This window comes from Bacteroides sp. 214 (assembly GCF_010501015.1).
In the GTDB taxonomy this organism is placed as follows: Bacteria; Bacteroidota; Bacteroidia; order Bacteroidales; family Bacteroidaceae; genus Bacteroides.
The window spans coordinates 1-24,184 of sequence record NZ_QVML01000008.1 but is presented as its reverse complement, the minus strand read 5'-3'; the positions used below and the strand labels follow the sequence as shown (position 1 = coordinate 24,184).

Sequence of the window (24,184 nt, the reverse complement as noted above, 5' to 3'; positions counted from 1 at the left end):
ACATTTACTTTTTAATATAACTTGCCACTTTATCTATCAGCGTATCACCCGATATCGGCTTTAAGATAAAATCAACAAAGCCACTTTGCAAAGCAGGTTCTTTTTCTTCTTCCTTTTCGCCAATGGCAATTATGGGCGAACCTGCAGACATTTGTGCAATTGCCTCCATTACCTGAAAGCCATTCACGTCGGGCAGTACTAAATTTAACAATGTAAGTTCTGGTTGCTCTACTAAAAACTTGGTTACAGCCTCTTCACCAGTCTGTGCCCAAATCACCTGATAATCTTCCGCCAAAACAGCTTCAAAACGACGACACTCATCACTGTATTCGGCAATCAATATCAATGGCTTTTTATTATTTACAATCTCACTACCGGTAGATTCTTTTTTTTCTACTTGCAACGTGCGAGCTACTGTTTGCACATCAACCATCGCATCGAGCGGTAACACAAACCAAAAAGTAGAACCTTCACCCTGGACAGAGTCAGCACCGATTGTTCCATTTAATCGCTCAATAATTGTCTTACTAATCGCTAAACCGAGTCCATTCCCTTTCATTGTCTTATGAAAACGATTGAATCGCCCAAAAAGTTTTTTACGCGCCTCTTCATCCATCCCCATGCCAGTATCTTTAACATAAAAATAGATTCCGTCTTCACGAACTTTATATCCTAGTGTTATAGATCCTTTTTCAGTAAACTTTATTGCATTCGACACAAAATTAGACAACACCTGTCCCAAGCGGTTTTTATCTGTGTTTAGTACCAATGCCGGTAGTCCCAGCTCGCTTACGTACTTCACATTGGGCTTATTGCGGGCTAGTCGTAGCCTGAAAGTGTTACTCAAGTCATCGATTAGCGAATTAACATTCACATTTCCGTAATTAAACTCAATAACACCCGCCTCTATCTTAGACATATCCAGAATGTCGTTAATGAGTTGCAACAACATATCCGAACTATTTTTAATAATACCGAGATACTCTCCTTTTTCCTCACCCGAAGTGGCCGCCGCGAGCAATTCCGAGAAACCTACAATGGCATTAAGCGGCGTACGTATCTCGTGACTCATATCAGCGAGGAAGGCCGATTTGGAGCGGTCTGCATCTTCTGCCTTCTCTTTTTCTTCTTTCAAAAAGAGTTCGTTGTTTTTCTCTTGATTTACATCAATGACCAAAACAATCAATTCGGGTTGCTTTTCTTCAGTGCTTTCCCTCTTCTGGCAGATAAATCTAACCCATGTACTTTTTTCTTCAGAAATCACAATCTGCACATCTCTGGATTCTATGCGATTCATATCCCCTTTTCGCACACTTTCAATACAAGCAAGCAAGGCCTTTTTGTCTTCGCTTTCCACATTTGGCAATTTCTGAAGCAAAACGTTTACAGATTCTTTATCGCCCACGAATAGATTTTTATAAAAGAGTGGAGTTGCAAACTCTTTTCCTGTAGACAGATTGATAGATGCAACCCCTATCGAAGAGATTGTTGTAGCTACTTGCAAAGTTTCTGCTAATACTTTGCTCTCTTTGCCGCCATTTGTTTCTGCCAGATTGATGAGTGTTATCACAATGAATCGTTCATTGTCAATATCGATATATGAACCAGTTATCAAAGCATCAAACTGCAAAGTACTATTGGGGAGATTCAGTATTATATTCTCGGTTAGCGAGAACTCTTTTTGCTCAAGTAATGCAAGCGTTACTCTGCGGCTAAGGATACAGTTGCCACAATTACATTTTTCTTTATCCTGACTATTAACAGAACAACGCAACAAATCATTCAATGTTATTCGTTGTGCATTTTGGCTATCAATGCTATTTGATTTCACTATAGCAAGATCCCTGTCTATTAAAAACAAATACGCATTTACGTTTTGAAAGACCGCGTCAAATAACTGTGAGGAAAATTGATTCCTTTTTGCGCGTTTCTTTAACAGTTCTTGCAAACGCTTCCTCTTTTGCATCTCTAAAAGTATGGCAATTACAGATACAATTAACAATAATATGGTAGTAGCAAACGCAATAATCATAGGTATATAAGTACGTATTTCACGAACAAAGATACAACAAAAGTTCTTTGTCAAGAACATTTTATTCTTGTAATTTGTTATAGAAAGAAAAATAGTAAGATTATGAAGTACATTTGCACTGTTTGTGAATTTATTTACGACCCAGCAGTGGGCGATTCCGATAGCGGAATAGAACCGGGAACAGCATTTGAAGACATACCTGAAGATTGGGTTTGTCCTGTATGCGGAGTTGGAAAAGAAGACTTTGAACCGGTAAAAGAGTAAAAAGTTCTAAGGAGTTAAACGATTTGTTTGACTCCTTTTTTATATGCACAAAAAAACGTACTCCTCCCCCACAATAAAAACGTACTCTCATGTTCTTTTTAGAAACGGTTTCTAGCACGGTAAGCAAGCGGTGACTGTCCTTCGTGATGCCTGAAATATCGTCCGAGATATGACTGATCTGGGAAATGCAGATAGTCTGCTATCTGTTGCAAAGTCATCTCCGAATAAGAAAGCAAAATCTTTATCTCTTGCACTACATGAATATCTATAGTCTGCTTTGGCATTTCACCTGCCACCTCTGCTGTAACAGCAGCTAAATATCGTTTGGATATACACAATTTATCAGCATAAAAAGCCACATCTCTATGGCTACAACAATGCACAAGGATTAATTCCATGAATTTATGGAATAACTCCTCCTTACGAAGGTTATTCCCAAGAAGTTGCTCGTGCGCGATAGAGCGTTGTATTTTATCGTAAATATTCAATAATATATTACGTAGGAAATTGGTTACAATAATCGTTCGGTAGCGATTATTTACATCTACGTATGCAGATAGAATAAGTGCGGCAAACTGCTTCGGCAGTTTAGCACTTTCCACAGAGTGTTGATACACAGGATACATCCTTAGGTGTTGAAAGAAAGAGGGATCAAACTGCCAGTGAGCCTCAAGAAATAATTTGCGGGTAAAATAGAAAAAAATCACCTCAAAATCAATACTAACTTCGGTTAGCATGATAGTTACATCGGGCATTAGTATCACTTCCATATCTGTATTAAGTGGATAAGATTCTGTATCGACAACTAACTTCGCATTCCCATTTTTACAAAAAATCACGGCTCCACCTTGCAATCGGAAAGGATGACCATGAAGTAATTTCAAGTCAGTAACCCGTATGATAAAAGGGTTCTCTTCAGATATAACTCTCTCTTTCATATTTTCCTCCACAAATATTCAATGCAAAGATAGTGAAAGCAAAACGCATCTGACTATGGTTTAACAATTTTAGTCTTTCAAGCTATTCTCGTTTTGAACATACTACATCATTTTTTGAAACAGCCTCTTCCATTTCAAATCCATACCTTTGCAGCCGAAAATTATATCAAACAAATGAAGAAGAATCTAACACTTGCAGCAGCCATAATGGCTTGCTGTTTTTTATTTTCCGCATGTAAGGAAGCACCTCACCAACAAGAAGAGGTTTCGTATGCAGTTATAACCCTTAAACCGGTGAATCGTCAGCTATCAAGTAGCTATCCTGCTACGATTCAGGGGCGACAAGACATTGCCATTTACCCACAGGTATCGGGAACTATTTCGCGTGTTTGCGTAAAAGAAGGTGAACACGTTCGCAAAGGGCAATCACTTTTCATCATTGACCAAATACCGTATAAGGCCGCTCTACAAATGGCAGAGGCCAATGTAGAAGCAGCTTCCGCAAGTGTTGCTACAGCACAATTAGTATACGATAGTAAACAAACACTCTACAACGGAAAAGTAATTTCGGAGTTTGACCTGCTTACTGCAAAAAATCAATTACTTACAGCCAAAGCGCAGCTATTACAGGCACAAGCACAAGAGGTTACAGCACGCAACAATTTTAATTACACTACCGTGCAAAGTCCGGCAGACGGTGTAGTGGGTACACTCCCTTTTCGCGAAGGAACATTGGTAGCCCCTTCTATTCCGCAGCCGCTCACCATTGTTTCGGATAATTCGGAGATGTATATTTACTTTTCTATTACGCAAAACAACTTCCTCGACTTAACCAGCACGTATGGCTCTATGACCGAAGTACTTGCTTCACTCCCACGGGTGCAGTTAGCATTGAGCAACAACACAATCTATCCCGAAGAAGGATTTATCGAAACCATTAGTGGGGTCATCGATGCTACCACCGGAAGTGTTTCCATGCGTGCCGTGTTTCCTAACAAAGGAGGCATCTTGCACAGTGGTGCATCGGGTAGTATCATCCTGCCTAACACGATGAATAATTGCTTGACTATCCCTATTGTCGCCACCTACGAACTGCAAGACAAAGTTTTTGCATACAAGGTAGTGAATGGCATAGCAACATCAACACAATTGACAGTTATTCCCACAAATGATGGAAAAGAATATATTGTCTCCTCAGGTTTGAATACAGACGATGTAGTAGTAGTCGAGGGTGTTGGAATGCTTCGCGAAGGCACATCTATCACGATAAAAAACTAAAAAGAACAATCATATGAATTTAAAGATATTTATTGACCGTCCCGTTCTCGCCGGCGTAATCTCCGTTATTATCCTCTTGGGAGGTATTATTGGGCTGACAACTTTACCCGTTGAGCAGTATCCCGATATTGCGCCACCCACCGTTATGGTAATGACTTCCTATCCGGGGGCTAGTGCCGAAACTGTACAAAAATCTGTCATTGCTCCTCTCGAGGAGTCTATTAATGGGGTAGAAAACATGGACTATATGCAATCCACCTCATCCAATAATGGTTCGGCAACGATTACTATTTACTTCCGCCAGGGAACAGACCCCGATATGGCAGCAGTAAACGTGCAAAACCGCGTATCACAAGCCACTGGTTCGCTACCTGCCGAAGTTACCCGCATCGGGGTAACGGTGATAAAACGCCAAACCTCTATGTTAAAGGTGGTTGCCATCCATAGTCCGAACGGCAGCTACGACCAGAAGTTTCTTGCTAACTACATGAAGCTGAACATAGAACCACAAATCAAACGTATTCAGGGCGTAGGAGATATGATTCTCCTTTCCGACAGTTATAATATGCGCGTATGGCTCAACCCCAACTCCATGAAGCAATATAGCCTTATCCCCGACGACATAGCAGGAGCGCTGGCAGAACAAAACATTGAATCGGCTACCGGCTCTTTTGGCGAAAGTTCGGGTGCTACCTTCGAGTACACGATGAAATATCGCGGACGCCTGATGACTCCCGAAGAATTTGGTGAAATTGTAATCAAAGCTTTGCCAAATGGCGAGGTACTTCGTCTGAAAGAAGTAGCAACAATCGAGTTGGGTACAGAATCTTACGGATATATTTCTACGCTGAATAGCCACCCTGGAGCACAGGCGCTTATTTTCCAAACAGCAGGCTCTAATGCAACTGAGGTTGTAAACGACATCGACGCTTTCATTGAGGAAGCGCGTAAAGATTTGCCCAAAGATGTAGAAATAGACTCATTGATGAGTGTAAACGACTTCCTCTACGCATCAATGAAAGAGGTGGTTATCACATTGCTTGTAGCATTCGTATTGGTTCTTTTGGTGGTGTATGTTTTCTTGCAAGACCTTCGCTCCACGTTAATACCTTCCATCTCTATTATCGTTTCGCTCATTGGTACTTTTGCCTTCATGGCAGTGGCAGGGTTTACAATAAACCTACTGACACTCTTTGCTTTAGTACTTGCCATCGGTACGGTAGTAGACAATGCCATTGTGGTAATCGAAGCCGTTCAAGCACGTTTTGAAGTTGGGTATCTCTCTTCTCACCATGCTACCAATGATGCAATGGGTGGTATCAGTACTGCTATTATCACTTCTACATTGGTATTCATGGCGGTGTTTATTCCCGTTTCAATGATGGGTGGTACATCAGGTATCTTCTATACACAATTCGGTATTACGATGGCAGTAGCCGTAGGTATTTCTGCTATTAATTCACTAACGCTTGCTCCGGCTCTATGCGCTTTATTATTAAAACCATATATGGATGTCAACGGCGAGCAAAAAGACAACTTCTCGGCACGTTTCCGTAAGGCTTTCAACACCTCATTCAATGCAATGATAAACCGTTACAAATATGGTGTATTGTTCTTTATTCGCCGCAAATGGCTGGTATGGAGCAGCATTGGGGCATGCGTTGCCATATTAATTGTTTTGATGTCGACCACAAAAACAGGACTTGTACCCGACGAAGATATGGGAACGGTAATGGTCAATGTTACGATGCCTGCGGGTAGCTCGCTCGAAAATACCGATCGTATCATGAAAGATATTAATACCCGTCTAGAAGATATGGAGCAAGTAAAACTCCGCGCCAGCGTAGCTGGTTATGGTATGATTGCCGGGGAAGGAGCTTCTTATGGGATGCTTATCCTCAGCTTGAAAAACTGGAGCGAACGTACCGACAAAGAAGATGCTGTAAACGCTATTATGGCAGAGGTACAGCGTCGCACTGCCGATATCAAAGACGCACAAATTTTCGCCTTTTCGCCCCCGATGATTTCGGGATACGGAGTGTCCAATGGGTTCGAAATGCATTTGCAGGACAAGAACGATGGAGATATCAACAATTTCTTCAGCATTGCACAAGAGTTCTTAGGAAAGCTCAATGCACGACCCGAGATAGCCATGGCATACACCTCGTTCAATCCTAACTTCCCACAATATATGGTAGATGTCGATGCGGCAAAGTGTAAACGTGCAGGAGTTTCGCCTGCCACGGTACTCTCTACGGTAGCAGGTTTCTATGGTGGGGTGTATGTGTCGAATATTAATCGTTTTGCCCATGTATATAGAGTGATGTTGCAAGCCGCACCCGAATTTCGAGTAGACCCTTCGTCGCTCGATCGCACTTACGTGCGTATGAACAACGGAGAAATGTCGCCATTGAGTGAGTATATCTCACTCAGCAAAGTATACGGACCACAAAGCTTGAATCGTTTCAACATGTACAACTCTATCGCTATGAACGGTGCAGCTACCGATGGCTATTCTTCGGGAGATGCCATCCGGGCTATTAACGAGGTTGCCGAAACACTTCCAAGAGGATATAGTTACGATTTTTCAGGTATTACGCGTGAAGAAAACAGCACGTCCAACAATGCCATTATTATATTCGGCATCTGTTTGCTATTGATATACCTTATCTTATGCGCGTTCTACGAAAGTCTATTCATTCCGTTGGCTATTATTATAGCTGTGCCATGCGGACTTATGGGTAGCTTCTTGTTCGCCAAGATCTTTGGGCTGGAGAATAACATCTACCTGCAAACGGGTATTATTATGCTTATCGGCTTGTTGGCGAAGACTGCTATCCTACTTACCGAGTACGCCACCAAACGCAGAAAGGCAGGTATGAGTCTTACACAAGCTGCTATTGGCGCTGCCAAAGTACGTCTTCGCCCTATTTTGATGACAGCGCTTACAATGATTTTCGGGATGCTCCCGCTCATGTTTTCCACAGGTGTAGGTGCCAACGGAAACTCTTCCTTGGGAACAGGTGCCGTGGGTGGTATGTTGGTAGGTACACTTGTACTGCTTTTCTTTATGCCCGCACTCTTTATCATATTTCAATGGATAGAGGAAAAGGTGCGCCCGGTAGAATACGAGAAGCCCGACTGGAGTATTGAAGCAGAGATAGAAGAAGTAAAGGAACTAAAACGTTTAAAAGAAGAAAAGAAATGAAATTGACATTATTGATAAGTATGATGTTGCTGCTTTCGAGCTGCGGCATCTACAAAACATACCATAGACCCGACTTACAAACCGACACACTTTACGGAACGGAGTATGTAACCACAGACACCACAACACTCGCTTCCATAAAGTGGCGAGAACTCTTTACCGACCCTCATCTACAAGCGCTGATTGCACAAGGGTTGGAAAACAACACCGATTTACAAGCCGCTTGGTGGCGTGTAGAAGAAGCTAAAGCAGTGCTTGCCACTGCACGCCTCTCCTACTTACCTTCGTTTAACTTCGCACCCAATGGTGGCGTAAGTAGTTTTGACAAATCCAAAGCCTCATGGACATACGCAACTCCTGTCGTAGCAAGCTGGGAACTTGATATCTTTGCCAAGATTACCAATGCCAAACGACAAGCTAAGTCTTTGTTGCTGATGAGTGAAGACTATCGCCAGGCGGTACAAACCGGACTTATAGCAGGTATTGCTACACAATACTACACACTACTCTTGCTCGACGAGCAACTTAAGCTCTCTACCGAGACAGCCGAAAAGTTCAAACAAAGTGTTGCTATAATGAAGCTAATGAAGCAAGCCGGCATGGCAAACGAAGTGGGAATCTCGCAAATAGAGGGGGCTTATTATTCCGTTGTGTCGGCACTGGAAGACATCAAACGCTCTATCAACGAAATAGAGAATTCCCTGAGTGCCACTTTGTGCGCCTCGCCACACCACATTGAACGTGGCAATTTGGAAAGTATCAGCTTCCCTACCGAACTGAAAGTTGGTGTTCCGTTACAGTTACTAGCCCACCGCCCTGACATCCGCGCGGCGGAACAATCCTTAGTACAAGCACACTACGCCACAAATATAGCCCGAGCTTCGCTCTACCCCTCTATCACATTGAGTGGTACAGCAGGGTGGACCAACTCTCTTGGGTCACTTATTGTTAACCCCGGTAAACTGTTATTGACAGCAGCCGGCACGTTATCACAACCCATATTCAACGCGGGTTCGCTCCGTGGTAAAGTAAAAATAGCTAAAGCACAGCAAGAGCAAGCCAAATTATCCTTCCAGCAAGCCTTGCTCAATGCAGGAGGCGAAGTAAACAACGCCCTTACACAATACCAAACAGCGCAGGCTAAAAGTGAATGGCGTACACTACAGGTAGAGGCGCTTCAAAACGCGGTAAGCCACACCGAGCTATTGATGCAACACTCCTCTACTACCTACTTGGACGTACTTACAGCACAACAATCGCTATTGCAGGCACAAACATCGCAAGCACAAGACAGATTTGAAATGATACAAGGAGTTATCAACCTGTATCAGGCACTGGGCGGAGGAGTAGAGTAAAGGTTGAGTACGGTACAAGAGTGTGTTCGTCTTTCATAGAAAGACACGAAAAAAATGAAGAGCACATCATTGTTTTTTCTCTTTCTCTGGATAGCATTATCCGTATGCGCACAACCGCTATGCCACATCGATCGTTATTCAATTAACGACGGACTGGCACAAGGTATAATCATGAGCTATGTGCAGGACAGTAAAGGTTGCATGTGGTTTGCTTCCTGGAATGGGTTAAACAAATTTGATGGCTATACATTCGAGACGTTCAATAATCGCACTGAAGAAGGAAGCGAATTGGAGAATAACCGAATAGAATTTATGAATCACGGAAAGTTCGATCAAATTTGGTGTCGGACGTACGATGAAAAGAGTTACCTGTTCGACCCCGACACCAAACGATTTACCAATGTTCTGAAAACCATTCCACCCGAACAAGCTATGAGCAAGCGCCTGAACATACTGAGTAAGGGTGTTGTATGGTTTATTTGCGAAGACGGATACTGCTACAGGTTTGATGAACGGACGTATAAAACAGACCCGCGCTTCGACAGCTACAGTGTACATCATGGCAACCTGAACAGTAATGTCATTTACGAGATCCTTCAAGACAGTGAAGAAGACGAGTGGATACTTACAGGTGGAGGGGTTAAGATTATCGGTCAGAAAGAGATTCACGACACAATGCCTTTCCAGTTTTTTCTGGAAGTAAACGATACTATCTGGTTAGCAACCAATGATGGAAGAGTTGGTAAATACAATAAACAAACGGGCGATGTAACACATATCCATCTGCCCATAGCCAACGTTACAATTACCGGGCTAAATGTTATTGATAACCAACTACTCTCCATTGGTACTACAGAAAATGGTCTGATCTTATATCACCTTGCGGAGCAAACATTTCAGATAGTCGATGTGCGTACACCACAACAGCCTTTCAATTCAATAGAGAGTATGTATGTAGATAGCTATAATCTATTATGGATATTTACTCCATCACCCGGAATAACACAATGGGATCAAGAGCGGCAAGTAGTGCATTATTTTCCGCCACTACCCTCCATCCATGCCGAAGATAAATATAAGAACTATTACTTTATTCAGGAAGATGCCAACGGAGAGTTGTGGATAAACCCCAGAGGAGGCTGTCTAAACTTTTACGACCGAAAAAACAATAAGATACTTTATTTTCAGAACGACCCAAACAACCCTAACTCGTTGCTAAGTTCATCGATACATTCGCGCTTCTTTGACAAACAAGGAAACTTGTGGATTAATACAGCCAACCGAAGCCTAAAAAAGATAAGTTTCTATCATGCCCCGCTTGTCACACATAGTTTAGGATCCGAAGCGCGTACCTTATATCAAGACAACAAGGGAAGGCTATGGATAGCCACACGAGATAAAAAAGTGCGCATATACAATCGGGATAAAGAATTGATTGGTTTCCTTAATCCCAAGGGAGAAATTGTTAAACAGGAATGCTTATTTCATGATAACATCTACAGCATAACCAAAATAGGCGATGAACTTTGGCTTGGCAGTCGTAGCCAAGGACTGTATATCCTTAAAGAAACGCACAACCATCCCAACCGTTTCAGTGTGCGCAATTTCCAGCACCACCCTACCGACTCACTGAGTTTAAGTGACAATGCTATTTTCTCTATTTTCCAAGATAGCAACAAGCGTGTATGGATTGGTACTTTCGGCGGTGGAATCAACTGGGTGTACTACACACCATCACACGAGTTACGGTTTGCCAACAGCAATAACTCACTGAAACATTACCCACAAAATCAATTTGCAAAGGTTCGTTGCATAGCCGAAACCCCGAATGGTATCTTATTGATAGGTACAACAGGCGGACTAGTTACCTTCTCTTCGCTCTTTACCGAGCCACAGCGCATTCGGTTCCATACCTATACACACAATCCGAACGATACGCTGAGCCTGAGCAACAACAACGTCAGCGATATTTGCATCACCACACAAAAAGAAACTTACCTCTCTACTTTTGGAGGTGGTATAAATAAGATCGTACACAAAGGGAATAAACCCGAAGAACTCTCTTTTCAGTCGTACAGCCGACAATCTGGGTTAGCTTCCGAGTGGATTGCATCCATTACAGAAGATAGAGAAAGTAACTTGTGGTTTGTTTCCGAGAATCTGATATCAAAACTATCTTTAAAAGATAACACATTCGAAGGCTTCAGGTGGAATCTGTTGCGGGCCGATATGTTTTACTCAGAAGGACGACCAACTATCTACAACAACTCGCTATTGTTAGGAACAAATAAAGGTTACATCAATCTGTCTGTGCAAGAAATGTACAAAAGTCAGTACGTACCCTCCATTGTGCTTACCAGTATCCGCGTGTTGAACGAAGAAATTCCTATACCAACCGACAAGCATCCCGAAATATCCTTAACACCCGATCAGCGAAATATCACCATTGAGTTTGCCGCCTTAGACTATGCCAACCCCAGCAATATTAACTACACCTATAAATTAACCGGAGTAGACAGCGATTGGAATCATGCTAGTCGTAAGCGTTCCGTTAGCTATATTAATATTCCGCGCGGAAAATACACACTTGCCATCAGGTCTACCAATAGCGATGGCGTTTGGGTAGACAACGAGTACACCCTCTCTATCAATGTACTTCCCAAATTTACAGAAACCGGTTGGTTTTGGTCACTTATGTTCTTGCTACTCATCACACTTATTGTTGCAACGGTGTATATCTTGTTCTATATCTATCGTTTGCGCCACCAAGTAGATACCGAGCAACAAATTACCGATATTAAACTGCGTTTCTTTACCAACATTTCGCACGAGCTACGCACACCGCTCACGCTTATTGCAGGTCCTGTATCCGAATTGCTAAAAGAAGATTTACCCATAAAGAGCAAAGAATACCTGGGATTAATGCAGAAAAATATTGACCGTATGCTGCGATTGGTAAACCAGATACTCGATTTCCGAAAGATACAGAACCATAAAATGAAACTACTGATAGAAGAGGTTGACATCATTCAGTTTGCAAGCACAATCATGGAACATTTTGAGTTGCAAACCAAGAGTCGGGAGATTAGTCTTCGGCTTGTAGCACCTACTTCCCCACTCTGGTTATGGATAGACAGCGACAAGATAGAGAAAGTTATATTCAACCTCCTATCCAATGCCTTTAAGTATACACCCGACGGGAAATCCATTACGCTAGAAATAGATGCACAAGAAGACGTGGTTAATATCTCTATCATAGACGAAGGAATTGGTATCAGTGCTGATAAAATGGACTCCATTTTCCAACGTTTCGAGACAATCATAAACGGAAATGCTTTTGGAAATTCTTCGGGCATCGGGCTCTCGCTGACAAGAGAGCTGGTAGAGATGCACGACGGCACAATCAGCGTAAGCAGTAAGCTTGGAGTGGGTAGTTGCTTTACAATCTCCATACCTATGGGCAAAGACCACTTTGTAAACAAAGAACACACCGAGTTTACCTTATCCGACAGCCAAAGTGAAGAAGTTTGGAAAAACAAAACAGGTCCCATAGACACCACTATTCATGAAGATACAAGAGAGAAAACAACCATCCTTATTGTAGAGGATAACGATTCCTTACGCAACTTCCTGTGCAGCATCCTTAGCTCAGAATATAATATAATAGAAGCAGCCAATGGAGAAGGAGGGTATAACAAAGCGAAAGAACTTATTCCCGATTTCATCATCAGCGATGTTATGATGCCTGTTATGGATGGGCTTGATATGGTGAAAGCTATCAAAGAGGACAAAGACATCTGCCACATCCCTATTGTTTTACTCTCCGCCAAGTCTTCGCTGGATGATCGTATCAACGGATTGGAATATGGCATAGACGATTACATCACCAAACCTTTCAGCACCGACTACCTGAAAGCTCGCATCGCTTCACTCATCAAAACACGCAAGTTGCTGCAAGAGGCATATAGGAATAAGCTATTATCGGGCGAAGTTGCCACTACCCGTCCGGATATTTCGCCTACGGAGCCACAAATCGTTCCACACGACCAACTCTTCATTAAGCAACTTATGGCATTTATGGAAGAGAATATTGACAACTCAGCACTCAGTGTAGAAGATTTTGCCAAAGAGTTTGCATTGGGAAGGACTTCATTCTATACCAAGGTGAAGTCACTTCTTGGAGTTTCGCCGATAGAATTTATCAATGAAATTCGCATCAAGCGGGCTATACAACTTATCAATAATGGTGAACGAAATATCGCACAAATAGCGTACGCCGTAGGTTTTGACGACCCTAAGTATTTTAGCCGCTGTTTTAAGAAACAAACCGGAATGACACCGGTACAGTATAGGGAGCAAGATAAGGGCGAATAACTATTTCGTCCGCTTCTTTTCTTTTTTCGTCATCTCCTTCTGTATCAATTCCGGTGTAGAAGTAGCCCGAAGTTCCATGTGCCCCTCTATTTTCATATTACCTTTATCAGTAGCAAAAACCGGGTTGTAGTGGTGTTGCAAAAAGGCAATAGCCCGTTTCTTTTCTCCGAAATCCGGGTTTACTACCGGATAATAAACATTAACCCTTAATAGGTAGTTTTCGTTTCTTTGAGCCTCATTTTCATTTATCCGCAAAGGCGTGCCGGGGTAAACAACATCTCCCTCCTTTACCAAAAATTCTCCCTTATTAAAGACGCTATAGGTACACACAGTTCCATCACCTTGCAAAATGGTCAATGAATATATTTTCGTTGACTCATTCTTCACACGCACCACCTCACCCTTACGCATAGCAAATATGGTATCTCCTTGCTCTAAATGAAAATTTATATCTATTCGGTCTGACACAATGCCTCCTCCTAAAACGTGCTTACCAATTACATAGTTACTTTGCCCGCGTACAGGTTCTGTACGATGTGTACTGTAGGGCAAACGATAAACAAAGTTACTATCCATCCGAGAAGACTCGTACCCTAAGGCATAGTAACAGTTGTATTTGCAGCCGAACCGTTCTTGGGGGTCAGTGCCTCGTAGAGTAAATATTATACCTGTTCCCTTTACAACACGCAATTCTTGGGGTGCTTGCATTATGTTATTGAGTTCCGTAAAGTTGAACAAAATACTATATATACCAGGTTTAAGAAGCGTAGCTTTTATATTGAGGGTTTTGCTTTCGCCGACTCCTTCCCATGCCGACGTAACTTTCAGTTCGGGCTCTCTTTCTTGTGCTTTTACAGAAATATACGGTAACGTCAAAAACCCAATCAGCAGTGTAACAATAAATGATGTTCTCATAATTTAATAATTTTATTCCAGTTCCAATTTCACCACTTGCGCCACATCCGACGATAAACGCGCATTCTTCGGCAGTGTAAGTACAAGTCCGTCTTTTGTTTGCACAAACGAGCAGTCATAGTCCTTCTTCACACTCAGCAGCGTGGCTTTCTTTACTTCTCCTTTCATGTTTTCGGGCGTAAGTTTCGTTAGCAATGTAGGTGTTAGTCTTTCGGGCCAGTCCAAGAAGATGGCGTAAATAGTTTTATCTTTTGTGGTATAATGTACCCGTTTACCACCTGCAGTTATCTCGCCTGCTGCCACATAAGGACGTGTTCCATAAATAGATTCGCCATACGACCACATCCATACACCTACATTAGCCACGATGTCTTTTTGCTCTTGCGGAAACGACCCGTCGGCCATCGGCGAAAGATTCAACAAAAACTGTCCATTGCAACTCACCACCTCTATCAGTTTGTGAATAATGTCTTTGTGCGAGCGATACTCCATTCCTTTTACATACCCCCACGAATAGTGATAACCGGTGCCGATGGTATAATCGCACAACCACGGGATACTATCTATTTGATTCGGATTGCTCATTTCATGGTCGAGCATACCGATGCTACGCGGAAATTCTTTATACTTATAGGTAAAGATAACCTCCTGCCCCGTCTTTGCCGCATGGTTAAAGTAGGTAGCCAGGAAATCGAGTTTGTATTGTTCGGGTATTTCGTCCATCCACGCATCGAAGTACACAATATCAGGACTGTATTTGGTAACTACCTCATTGCATTTATCCAACCACATTTGTAGCCACTCGCCATGAGGCATGAGACAACCATACATCTTGGCATATTTCGGATTATTGGCAGCCCATTCGGGTTTAACTTTTATATACGTATAATTATTTTCGTGATGCAGCGAAGTAAAAAACTTCATGCCACGTGCTTTAATGGCTTTACCCAACTCGCCAATCACATCGCGTTTAGGCCCCATGTTCTTGGCATTGAAAGGGGTGTACTTGCTATCCCACATCGAGAACCCGTCGTGATGCTCTGCAACAGTGCCGGCAAAGCGCGCACCACTCTCCCTGAAGAGTGTAGCCCACTCGGCAGCATCAAATTTTTCGGCTTTGAACATAGGGATAAAATCATGATAACCAAACTCCGTAAGTGGTCCATAGAGCTCGGCATGGCGAATGTGTCCATTCATCAATGTTTGCGAAGAGGTAGAATCACAGTGCATATAGCGATAATACTGTTCATTACCATAGGCGGGTACAGAGTAAACTCCCCAGTGGCAATAGATACCAAACTTGGCATCGCGCACCCATTCGGGCACCGGAGTGTGCCTGGAGAGCGAAGCCCAATCGGGTGTGTAGGGATTTGTTTGCTGTGCAAACAAAAAACAGGAAGAAGTTAGCAAGCTAACGGCAAATGCCGCCACACATTTTTGAACTGTTGTTAGTTTCATGGTATATTATTGTATTGTTTATCACTTATATAAGAATAACGAATATCTATTGTTTTTGTACTATAAAAATGGAAGGTCAATCCTTTCAAACAAGGACTAACCTTCCGAAATCTAATCTATTAAGAAAACGCTAACACCTATTTACTTGTTTATCTTAAAAACTAATCTTTAAACCCATTTATATATCACACTTTGCTTAATAATTCGGATTTTGATAGTACCATCCGCCCTCTTGTAAGGTTTCGAGGAATCCTGATGGGAATTCGCGAAGCATGTGCTTACTATCATCAAAGTATTGCCCTACTCCCGGATTGGTTTGCAACAAATAAGCTTTGGTAAGTTTCTTGGTGCGTTTAAGGTCGTAGAAGCGAACATATTCACCGCATAACTCACGGGCGCGTTCGTCAAGAACCGTTTGAATATCGGCAGTTCCAGTCAATGCTTTGGCTCCTGCACGTGCACGTACTTTGTTGATATAACCCATCGCATTAGCTCCACCATTCACATAGATATCTGCTTCGGCAGCAATCAGGTAAACTTCAGGAGTACGCATCATAAAGGTACTATTCAAATTACCTACGCGCTCTAATTTCGAACTATTGGTTCTTATAAAATTATTACTATTGAATTTAGTCATTCCCGGGTAGAAGTACGCCCAAGGATTAACCACTGTTTCGCCATCATTTTTGCGCGTATATTCCTGTTTTACATAGCCATCTGCTGCATACACATCATTATAATCCACAATTAAGATTGTAGCACCATCTTTGTTTGCCAGCATCTCTGCATAATCGGGTTCAGATGGATGTATAAATCTAATGGCAAGTTCATCAAATTCTATACGTGTATATTTATAGGTAACAACACCGGTTGTTGGGTCTGTATAGGGGTAATAGATACCTTCTGACGTTTTATCTTTATCATACGTCTTAATATAACTATCACTCCATCCACCACCTTTGTCCTTGTTAGAGTACCAACTTGTTTGGAAATAACCATAGTAACGAGGGTCTAGTGTGCCATCTGCTTGCACATACAATTTAAGTAGATGCCCGCTAGGCATAAATCCACCGTCGTATTGAGTACCCCATATCTCATGGTCGGTTTTTCCTGCCAGTCTGTTTCCCGAGTGTTCATTCTTCGACATTTGCATGGCCACACCAAATTGTTTAGCTAAACAGTTAAACAATTTATTGTTTTCGTTAAGTATCCACGCATTGTTGCTACTACCACCACTTACGAAGCGATGTTTCCATAGAGCTTCTGTATTGCCATAGTTGTTTTCCTGCGAGAAAACATCTTCCAGATTTGCATACATTTGCACACCATATTGGCTACCACCACCTTCGCAATCTGCTATCATACGTTTAGCAAGTTCAAGCGCTTTATTCATATATTCCGGGTGGTCACCATACTCTCTTGTTTGCAGATACGCTCTACAAAGGAATCCCATAGCCGATTTCTTCGATGGACGTGTGGTACATTCTTCTGTTGGAAGCCACTCCGCAGCAAACTCTAAGTCCGGGATAATACATTTTTCGTAAATCTCCATAGGCTCGTTCTTCGACGGATGCAGGTCTACTTTGGTTGCTGGTTCAAGGTGTAATGTAATACCACCAAACTGTTCCACCAAATTGTAATAATAGATAGCCCGCATAAAGTGAGCTTCGGCTACTTTCGCATTTCTTTCCGCATCGGTGGCATAAGGAGCTAACGGAGCATACTTAATAGCTACGTTACAACTACCGACACCGTCGTATGCCGGATTCAAGAAGTTCAGCATCATATTGGTATTCCATCCACCACCCATGCCGTAATTGAAATAGTTGCTGGCAAATCCGCGAGGAGGAGTCCAAAGATCCGTTCCGGCTTCGGTGAAGGTTGTCCATTCTCCATAGCCGTACATACGGCGTTGCATACCAAAGTAAATATTATTCAGAATACCCTCATAACCTGTAATGGTAGAGGCTGATACGGTTTCGAGTGTAGAGCCCGACGGGTTTGTTTCATCCAGCGTACACGATGTGTAGCTCATGCTTGCTCCAAGCAGGAGCAATGGTAATATCTTTTTTGTTATATTGAATTTCATAATTGTACAGATTAAAATGATACATTAACACCAATAACATATTCCTTATACAGTGGGAACGTATCTGAACCGTTATTCTCAGGGTCGGTTTTCTTTAGTTCACTCTTGAAAGGAAGAATGAGCGAATTATATGCTGTTCCATACACACGTAGTTTTTCTACACCTATTTTTTTTAGCCATTTCCTTGGAACAGTATATCCCAACGTGATGTTTTTAATCTTCGCATACGATCCATCTATAAATTTCAAGGACTCAATACCGGTAGAAGCAATACCAGCGTAAACTCCCGGGCGTGGGAAGTAAGTATTTTGATTCTCGGGAGTCCAATACTTAGTACCGGCAGGTTGATTGTCACTTCCTGCAGAGAACCAACCCAAAGCTTTACTCTCAATCATTTGCCCCCAACGAAGTACGGCGTAGATGCTTAAATCAAAATTCTTGTAATGGAAAGTATTATTGAAACCAACAATTCCATCGGGAGTTCTGGATCCTAAGATTTGTTTGTCGTAGTTAGAGCTATAATTATGAACACCATTGTCGCTGACTTCATTACCATCGGCATCAATTGTAACGTGAGGGATTGTTTGAATCTTTACAGCTCCCGGACGTACACCGTATTTTGCAGCTTCTTCTGCTTCTGCTTCAGACCAAACACCTAAGTATTTATAATCATAGAATACCCTTATTGGTTGTCCTTCAAACAATCTGGAATCAAGCAAATCGCCATCGGGCAGACTTACTATTTTCTCTTTATTCTTCGAGAACGAAAGAGCGGTAGTCCACTCGAAGTCTTTATTTCTGATGTTGGATGTTTTCAACTCTATTTCAAAACCACGGTTGTTTGTTTCACCGATATTCTGCCATGTATTAAGCGGAGAACCCCATGCGGTCAGTGCCGAAGTTATAGGCAGCTTACGCTGAAAGAGCAGGTCTTTAGTATCCGTGTTATAATAATCAAAAGTCAGGTTGATGCGATTTCTAAATAAGCTAATATCCACACCAAGGTCTAACGTGTATGACTTTTCCCAACCTATCGCCGGATTTGCATATGGAGAAACCATTTGTGAATTAGATACCACTTCACCATCTGCCGATACTTTTTGATAGGTAGTAACACCTGTTTGCGAAGCGTAAGCACCCATACCTCCCGAGTTACCGGTAACCCCGTAACTGGCACGTAATTTCAGGTTGCCCAACCAACTTTCTGTACTTTCCATAAAAGCTTCATCGGAAACACGCCAAGCAATAGCTCCAGCGGGGAATGCATCCCACTTATGACCTTCTGCTAAGTGCGAAGCACCATCCCAACGGGTGGTAAATGTAAATAGGTACCTGCTTTTATAGGAGTAATTAAAACGAAGTGCATACGACATGGTTTGCTTTTGAGTGTAGCCCGATTTTATTGCTTGGTTCTCGCTCGATGCCATGTTATGGAATTGATACGAATCCAAGGGGAATTTATGCGCACGCATATCATTCCAATCTCCTTGATGTTTACTCCAAGAGGTAATACCTGTTAGTATTACGTTATGATTTTTGAGGAAGGTTTTGTTGTAAGTTAACACATTTTCCCAACTATAGCCATAGCTGTAGTTGTTTTTTATGTAAGCATAAGGAGTAATATAGCCTGTTTCCACATTTTGTAGAGAACGCGCACCTACGTACTTACCGTTGCGCGAATTGCTTAAAACAGTAGCTATTTGAGAACGGAACGTTAAATCTTTGATAGGCTTAAATTCAGCATATCCACTGGCGTTAACGTAAGTACTACGTGTATTGTCCGAGTATTGGTCTTTCATAAAGTCACCCATTATAGTAGCACTACCCGGATACACATACTCATTGAGGTTGCCATATTCATCATAAACCAATCCTAATGGTTCGGCAGCAATTGCTTTTGTGAAGATGTTTTTCCCTCTGTTATTACGAATAGTATAAGTAACCGAAGAGGTAAGACCCACTTTCAGCATCTTATTTACCTTATAATCACCATTCAAACGGAACCCGTATCTGTTTTGATTCTCATTGGGCAGCAATCCATTTTGCCCTTCATAGGTAATAGAAGAATAAATCTTCGCACGATCGCTACCACCATTGATTGATAGACTAAGATAATCCTTTGACGAATTGCCCTTGGTTGCCTCATCAACCCAGTCAATCCACTGTCCATTCTCTATAGCTGCCCGCTTATCTTCATTTGAAAACAGTTGCTCCATTGTTTCAGGGTATTCGCCATTTCGTGTACGATAGAACTCTCTTTGATATTTCAAATATTCATTGCCGGTCATACCGTGAATAAAATTGGCTTCGCCCGAGAAGCTATGATATGCATTGAGGTTTACTCTAACTCTACTTTCTTTAGCGCGTTTAGTCGTAATAATAATTACCCCATTGGCACCTGCCGCACCATAGATGGCAGTAGAAGATGCATCCTTTAACACATCCATCGTTTCAATGTCATATGGGTCTATCTGATTATAGTCGGCACCTTGCACACCGTCGATAATAAACAGCGGCGAGTTACTACCATAAATAGAGCGATTACCACGCAGAAGAATATCCACACCGCTACCAATTTCGCCCGAAGGTTTCATAATATCGGCACCGGCAATACGTCCTTGCAGAGCTTCCATAATATTACTGGTAGGAGTGGCTGTAATGTCTCCGGCTCTAACAGAGGTAATTGCTCCGGTTAAATCGCCTCGCTTTGCCGATCCATATCCAATTTCCACAATCTCTACCACATCGAGCATATAGCTCGAAGCCAATGTGACACTGATTGTGCTCTTATTAGTTACCGAAACGTTTTGTGTTTCGTAACCAACGAATGATACCTTAACAGTTTTGGTTTCTGTAGGTATCGAAAGTGTAAACTTTCCGTCAATATCTGCCGCTGTACCAATGGAGGTACCCGGCACAGCTACGGTTGCTCCAACGAGCGGATCCCCAAGGTCATCGAGGATTGTTCCTGTAATTGTTCTCTTCGTGTTTTGTTGCGCATTGACATACACCGTTGAGATGCCAAGTAAGCAGAAGAAGAAAATTAGTTTCAATTGTTTTGCCATACTTTTTGATTTATAAAGTTAATTAATAATGAGGTTTCTTGGCTTTCATTAAATCAATAATGAGTAAGGCAAAAATAGGAGGATTATATATCTTAAATAGGACAAAAAAAACCGCAAATGGAGGATTAATCGCCAAATATCAGTTATTACCAGTGGGAAATTAGGAAAGACAGGAAATGTTTACTGTTGAAGATACCCACACAGAAGAACACATTAATTATTATAACAAGAAATTGTCTCATCAAATAATACTACAGTTAATACAAAACATCACTCTACTTCTTGTAACCAAGATCGCAAGATATAGTTCAACTTCTTTCCTTCAACTGTAGGTGTGAACCAGATGTTTTGTTTTATTTCATTCTCAATATTTCTATATACAGATATGGGGATTGTAGCAAAGGGGTGAATAGAAATAAATGTAAAATCAACTTCTATAACTCTTCCTGTATCAGGGCTGATATACATAGCGATGCTTAATAAATATCCTTTTACTCGTTGCTTTTCTACGACCGAGAAAGCATTGTTTACAATAGAATGGCATCTTTGCTTTGTCCAAGTATCATCTTCAAGTGGATAGGGGTCATGTCCTAATCCAGTGTAAAACTTACCTGTAGCTTTATAAACTTGGTCAACATAAGTTAAGGTGTTATTTTTATTATATAACTTAACTTGTTTAGACGCATTCAGGTCACATTGATAAGTATAACCACTCTCATAGAAAGTCTTGGTTGTACTGTAATAATTCGTCTGCGAAAATGTATGATTCGCACAGAACAAGATACTTATTAATAAAATAATTGTTTTCATGAGTATTTGTATTTGGCAGATAGTGTTACACTTTTACATCTTAGTTTTGTCCAAACGGAGCAATATATAGCTCTACATCCGAGACAATACAGTCCTTCAACTTTTCTGCCCACTCATCACTATCATCAGAGTTTATCATATTATTGTATATGTCTAACCAAGCTAAATGAGGAGTCTTAAAATAAACTGCTAATACACCATGTGGTTCTTTGTATTGAGGAGGAATAGGATATTTTACAAAGGCTCTGTAAATACGAGCTGTTTCAGTTGTCCTATAGGGATAAGTTTTCGATGGATTAAAGACCAATCCCAACTCATAATCCTCCAAAAGCTTGCTTAATGGCTGATTAATATATTGCGCTTTGCGCTCAACGAAATTGTATTGCATATAAGCGATAGTATCAGTACCAAATTCGCTCATAGAACGATAACTCTGTGCATTTATATTGTAAGTGCAGAGTAATGTGAAAAATAAAATAATTATACTTCTCATTGTTATTTACATTTTACAGATAATGCACCCCAAAGAAAAATAAACTCTTGAGGTGCATTCATCATAACAAATTAGTTAGGGCCAAAGGGACCAATTTCCAGTTCTATATCCGAAACAATGCAGTTCTTTAACTTCTCTGCCCACTCTGCATCGTCATCGGTGTCTAGCATACTATTAAATGTATCCCACCAAGGCAGGTGAGGTGTTTTGAAATAAATCATCAAGACACCATACGGTCCTTTATACTGAGGAGGAGTGGGATATTTTAGGACAGCTCCATAAATTCGGACAGTCTCAGTTGTCTTGTATGGATAAGTTTCTGATGGATAAAAAACTAATCCTAATTCATAATCTCCTAAAAGTTTACTTAATGGTTGATTTATGTACTGCGCTTTACGGTCAACAAAATTGTATCGCATATAAGCAATAGCATCAGTTCCAAATTCGTTCATAGAACGATAACTCTGTGCATTTATATTGTAAGTGCAGAGTAATGTGAAAAATAAAATAAAAATTGTTCTCATGATTATTTACATTTAGTGGATAGTGCACCCCTAAAGCCCATCTAAACTTCAGGGGAGTTTCTATTGCAACTTATCAACATAATCAATTAGGGTGGAATGGACCAATAACTAGTTCAATATCCGAGACAATACAGTTCTTCAACTTCTCTGCCCACTCATCACTGTCATCAGGGTTTATCATATTATTGTATGTGTTCCACCAAGGCAGATGAGGTGCTTTGAAATCGATTATCAAAAAAGCATATGGTTCTTTGTATTGAGGAGGAGTGGGATATTGTAATATAGCTCCATCAATTCGGACTGTCTCAGTCGTTTTATAAGGAAAAGTTTCAGATGCGGCAAAAACCAACCCCAACTCATAATCGCTTAAAAGCTTGCTTAATGGCTGATTAATATATTGCGTTTTGCGCTCAACAAAATTGTATCGCATATAAGCGATAGTATCAGTACCAAATTCGCTCATAGAACGATAACTCTGTGCATTTATATTGTAAGTGCAGAGTAATGTGAAAAATAAAATAAAAAATGTTCTCATGATTATTTACATTTAGTGGATAATGCACCCCAAAAAAAATAAACTCTTGAGGTGCATTCATCATAACAAATTAGTTAGGACCAAACGGACCAATAACTAGTTCAATATCCGAGACAATACAGTTCTTCAACTTCTCTGCCCACTCATTACTGTCATCAGGGTTTATCATATTATTGTATGTTTCTACCCGAGGTAAATGAGGTGCTTTGAAATTGATTATCAAAAAAGCATATGGTTCTTTATATTGAGGAGGAGTGGGATATTGTAAAATAGCTCCATCAATTCGGATTGTTTCAGTCGTTTTATAAGGATAAGTTCTCGTTGGGTCAAAGACCAATCCCAACTCATAATCGCTTAAAAGCTTGCTTAATGGCTGATTAATATATTGCGCTTTGCGCTCAACAAAATTGTGTCGCATATAAGCGATAGTATCAGTTCCAAATTCGTTCATAGAACGATAACTCTGTGCATTTATATTGTAAGTGCAGAGTAATGTGAAAAATAAAATAATAATTGTTTTCATGACTATTTACATTTAGTGGGTGTTTTATCCAGACAAAGTTTTATGAATAATGAAGAAACAAAAATAGGAAGATTATATATCTAAATAGGACAAAAAAAGTCACAAAAGGAGGATTAATCACCAAAAGTCATTCATCAATAAGCAATGAAAAAGGTCAACCCTATTTATAACTAAGTATAAACCGAGTCAACCAACTCTATTAATAAGACTGAAAGTAGTCAACTAAAAACGTTAATGTCTTATACGGGATTAGGTTTACACGTTTTTTCTGCATAATATTTAATTGTTTATGCAAAAATCAGTACATCGTTCCTACAGTGAGC

16 protein-coding genes are annotated in these 24,184 nt (G+C 41.1%); 5 read left to right on the top strand and 11 right to left on the bottom strand.

What is annotated here, in order from left to right; translation table 11 throughout:
• Positions 1-4: 4 nt before the first annotated feature.
• Positions 5-2,092 carry an ATP-binding protein gene (locus D0T50_RS08020; protein WP_163223007.1) on the bottom strand — a complete coding sequence of 696 codons (2,088 nt, stop codon included), beginning with the start codon at positions 2,090-2,092 and terminating at the stop codon, positions 5-7.
• 39 nt (positions 2,093-2,131) lie between these two features.
• On the opposite strand from D0T50_RS08020, the gene rd reads away from it, so the two are divergent.
• Entirely contained in the window at positions 2,132-2,296 is a 165-nt protein-coding gene (gene rd / locus D0T50_RS08015) for a rubredoxin (RefSeq protein WP_163223067.1), read from the top strand.
• Positions 2,297-2,394: 98 nt separating this feature from the next.
• Here the strand turns inward: rd and D0T50_RS08010 are convergent, their stop codons facing one another.
• A complete protein-coding gene (locus D0T50_RS08010) occupies positions 2,395-3,234 on the bottom strand; it encodes an AraC family transcriptional regulator (protein WP_163223006.1) in 840 nt (279 codons plus the stop codon).
• A gap of 174 nt (positions 3,235-3,408) precedes the next feature.
• On the opposite strand from D0T50_RS08010, the gene D0T50_RS08005 reads away from it, so the two are divergent.
• Genes D0T50_RS08005 through D0T50_RS07990 form a run of 4 tightly spaced genes read left to right on the top strand, consistent with a single transcriptional unit; the run spans position 3,409 to position 13,449 of the window.
• The gene (locus D0T50_RS08005; RefSeq protein WP_163223005.1) at positions 3,409-4,512 is read left to right on the top strand and encodes an efflux RND transporter periplasmic adaptor subunit; all 1,104 of its coding nucleotides are present in this window, start codon (positions 3,409-3,411) and stop codon (positions 4,510-4,512) included.
• A 13-nt stretch (positions 4,513-4,525) separates the two neighbouring features.
• Positions 4,526-7,720 (top strand): efflux RND transporter permease subunit, encoded by a 3,195-nt coding sequence (locus D0T50_RS08000; RefSeq protein WP_163223004.1) that lies wholly within the window; start codon positions 4,526-4,528, stop codon positions 7,718-7,720.
• The gene (locus D0T50_RS07995; protein ID WP_163223003.1) at positions 7,717-9,075 is read left to right on the top strand and encodes an efflux transporter outer membrane subunit; all 1,359 of its coding nucleotides are present in this window, start codon (positions 7,717-7,719) and stop codon (positions 9,073-9,075) included. The genes D0T50_RS08000 and D0T50_RS07995 overlap by 4 nt, the downstream gene beginning before the upstream one ends.
• Positions 9,076-9,129: 54 nt before the next feature.
• A complete protein-coding gene (locus tag D0T50_RS07990) occupies positions 9,130-13,449 on the top strand; it encodes a hybrid sensor histidine kinase/response regulator transcription factor (RefSeq protein ID WP_163223002.1) in 4,320 nt (1,439 codons plus the stop codon).
• Here D0T50_RS07990 and D0T50_RS07985 read toward each other — a convergent pair whose 3' ends face one another.
• The 9 genes from D0T50_RS07985 to D0T50_RS07945 form a co-directional block, all read right to left on the bottom strand.
• On the bottom strand, positions 13,450-14,364 hold the full coding sequence (locus tag D0T50_RS07985) for a hypothetical protein (RefSeq protein ID WP_163223001.1): 915 nt from the start codon (positions 14,362-14,364) through the stop codon (positions 13,450-13,452).
• A 12-nt stretch (positions 14,365-14,376) separates the two neighbouring features.
• Positions 14,377-15,822 carry an alpha-L-fucosidase gene (locus D0T50_RS07980; RefSeq protein WP_163223000.1) on the bottom strand — a complete coding sequence of 482 codons (1,446 nt, stop codon included), beginning with the start codon at positions 15,820-15,822 and terminating at the stop codon, positions 14,377-14,379.
• A gap of 196 nt (positions 15,823-16,018) precedes the next feature.
• A complete protein-coding gene (locus D0T50_RS07975; protein ID WP_163222999.1) occupies positions 16,019-17,911 on the bottom strand; it encodes a RagB/SusD family nutrient uptake outer membrane protein in 1,893 nt (630 codons plus the stop codon).
• 11 nt (positions 17,912-17,922) lie between these two features.
• On the bottom strand, positions 17,923-20,976 hold the full coding sequence (locus tag D0T50_RS07970) for a TonB-dependent receptor (RefSeq protein ID WP_163222998.1): 3,054 nt from the start codon (positions 20,974-20,976) through the stop codon (positions 17,923-17,925).
• A 270-nt stretch (positions 20,977-21,246) separates the two neighbouring features.
• On the bottom strand, positions 21,247-21,786 hold the full coding sequence (locus tag D0T50_RS07965; protein ID WP_163222997.1) for a DUF5043 domain-containing protein: 540 nt from the start codon (positions 21,784-21,786) through the stop codon (positions 21,247-21,249).
• Positions 21,787-21,826: 40 nt separating this feature from the next.
• Positions 21,827-22,279: a hypothetical protein gene (locus D0T50_RS07960; RefSeq protein WP_163222996.1), complete on the bottom strand. Its 453-nt coding sequence runs from the start codon at positions 22,277-22,279 to the stop codon at positions 21,827-21,829.
• A 71-nt stretch (positions 22,280-22,350) separates the two neighbouring features.
• Entirely contained in the window at positions 22,351-22,731 is a 381-nt protein-coding gene (locus tag D0T50_RS07955; RefSeq protein WP_163222995.1) for a hypothetical protein, read from the bottom strand.
• A 154-nt stretch (positions 22,732-22,885) separates the two neighbouring features.
• Positions 22,886-23,266, bottom strand: coding sequence for a hypothetical protein (locus D0T50_RS07950; protein WP_203558210.1), 381 nt, complete (start codon positions 23,264-23,266; stop codon positions 22,886-22,888).
• Between the two features lie 142 nt (positions 23,267-23,408).
• A complete protein-coding gene (locus tag D0T50_RS07945) occupies positions 23,409-23,789 on the bottom strand; it encodes a hypothetical protein (RefSeq protein WP_163222993.1) in 381 nt (126 codons plus the stop codon).
• Positions 23,790-24,184 lie beyond the last annotated feature (395 nt).

Excerpts from the sequence above, each read along its gene's own strand:
- D0T50_RS08020 (WP_163223007.1), bottom strand. The coding sequence starts at position 2,092 with ATGTTCTTGACAAAGAACTTTTGTTGTATCTTTGTTCGTGAAATACGT.
- D0T50_RS08010 (WP_163223006.1), bottom strand. The coding sequence starts at position 3,234 with ATGAAAGAGAGAGTTATATCTGAAGAGAACCCTTTTATCATACGGGTT.
- D0T50_RS08005 (WP_163223005.1), top strand. The coding sequence starts at position 3,409 with ATGAAGAAGAATCTAACACTTGCAGCAGCCATAATGGCTTGCTGTTTT.
- D0T50_RS08000 (WP_163223004.1), top strand. The coding sequence starts at position 4,526 with ATGAATTTAAAGATATTTATTGACCGTCCCGTTCTCGCCGGCGTAATC.
- D0T50_RS07995 (WP_163223003.1), top strand. The coding sequence starts at position 7,717 with ATGAAATTGACATTATTGATAAGTATGATGTTGCTGCTTTCGAGCTGC.
- D0T50_RS07990 (WP_163223002.1), top strand. The coding sequence starts at position 9,130 with ATGAAGAGCACATCATTGTTTTTTCTCTTTCTCTGGATAGCATTATCC.
- D0T50_RS07985 (WP_163223001.1), bottom strand. The coding sequence starts at position 14,364 with ATGAGAACATCATTTATTGTTACACTGCTGATTGGGTTTTTGACGTTA.
- D0T50_RS07980 (WP_163223000.1), bottom strand. The coding sequence starts at position 15,822 with ATGAAACTAACAACAGTTCAAAAATGTGTGGCGGCATTTGCCGTTAGC.
- D0T50_RS07975 (WP_163222999.1), bottom strand. The coding sequence starts at position 17,911 with ATGAAATTCAATATAACAAAAAAGATATTACCATTGCTCCTGCTTGGA.
- D0T50_RS07970 (WP_163222998.1), bottom strand. The coding sequence starts at position 20,976 with ATGGCAAAACAATTGAAACTAATTTTCTTCTTCTGCTTACTTGGCATC.
- D0T50_RS07965 (WP_163222997.1), bottom strand. The coding sequence starts at position 21,786 with ATGAAAACAATTATTTTATTAATAAGTATCTTGTTCTGTGCGAATCAT.
- D0T50_RS07960 (WP_163222996.1), bottom strand. The coding sequence starts at position 22,279 with ATGAGAAGTATAATTATTTTATTTTTCACATTACTCTGCACTTACAAT.
- D0T50_RS07955 (WP_163222995.1), bottom strand. The coding sequence starts at position 22,731 with ATGAACGAATTTGGAACTGATGCTATTGCTTATATGCGATACAATTTT.
- D0T50_RS07950 (WP_203558210.1), bottom strand. The coding sequence starts at position 23,266 with ATGAGCGAATTTGGTACTGATACTATCGCTTATATGCGATACAATTTT.
- D0T50_RS07945 (WP_163222993.1), bottom strand. The coding sequence starts at position 23,789 with ATGAACGAATTTGGAACTGATACTATCGCTTATATGCGACACAATTTT.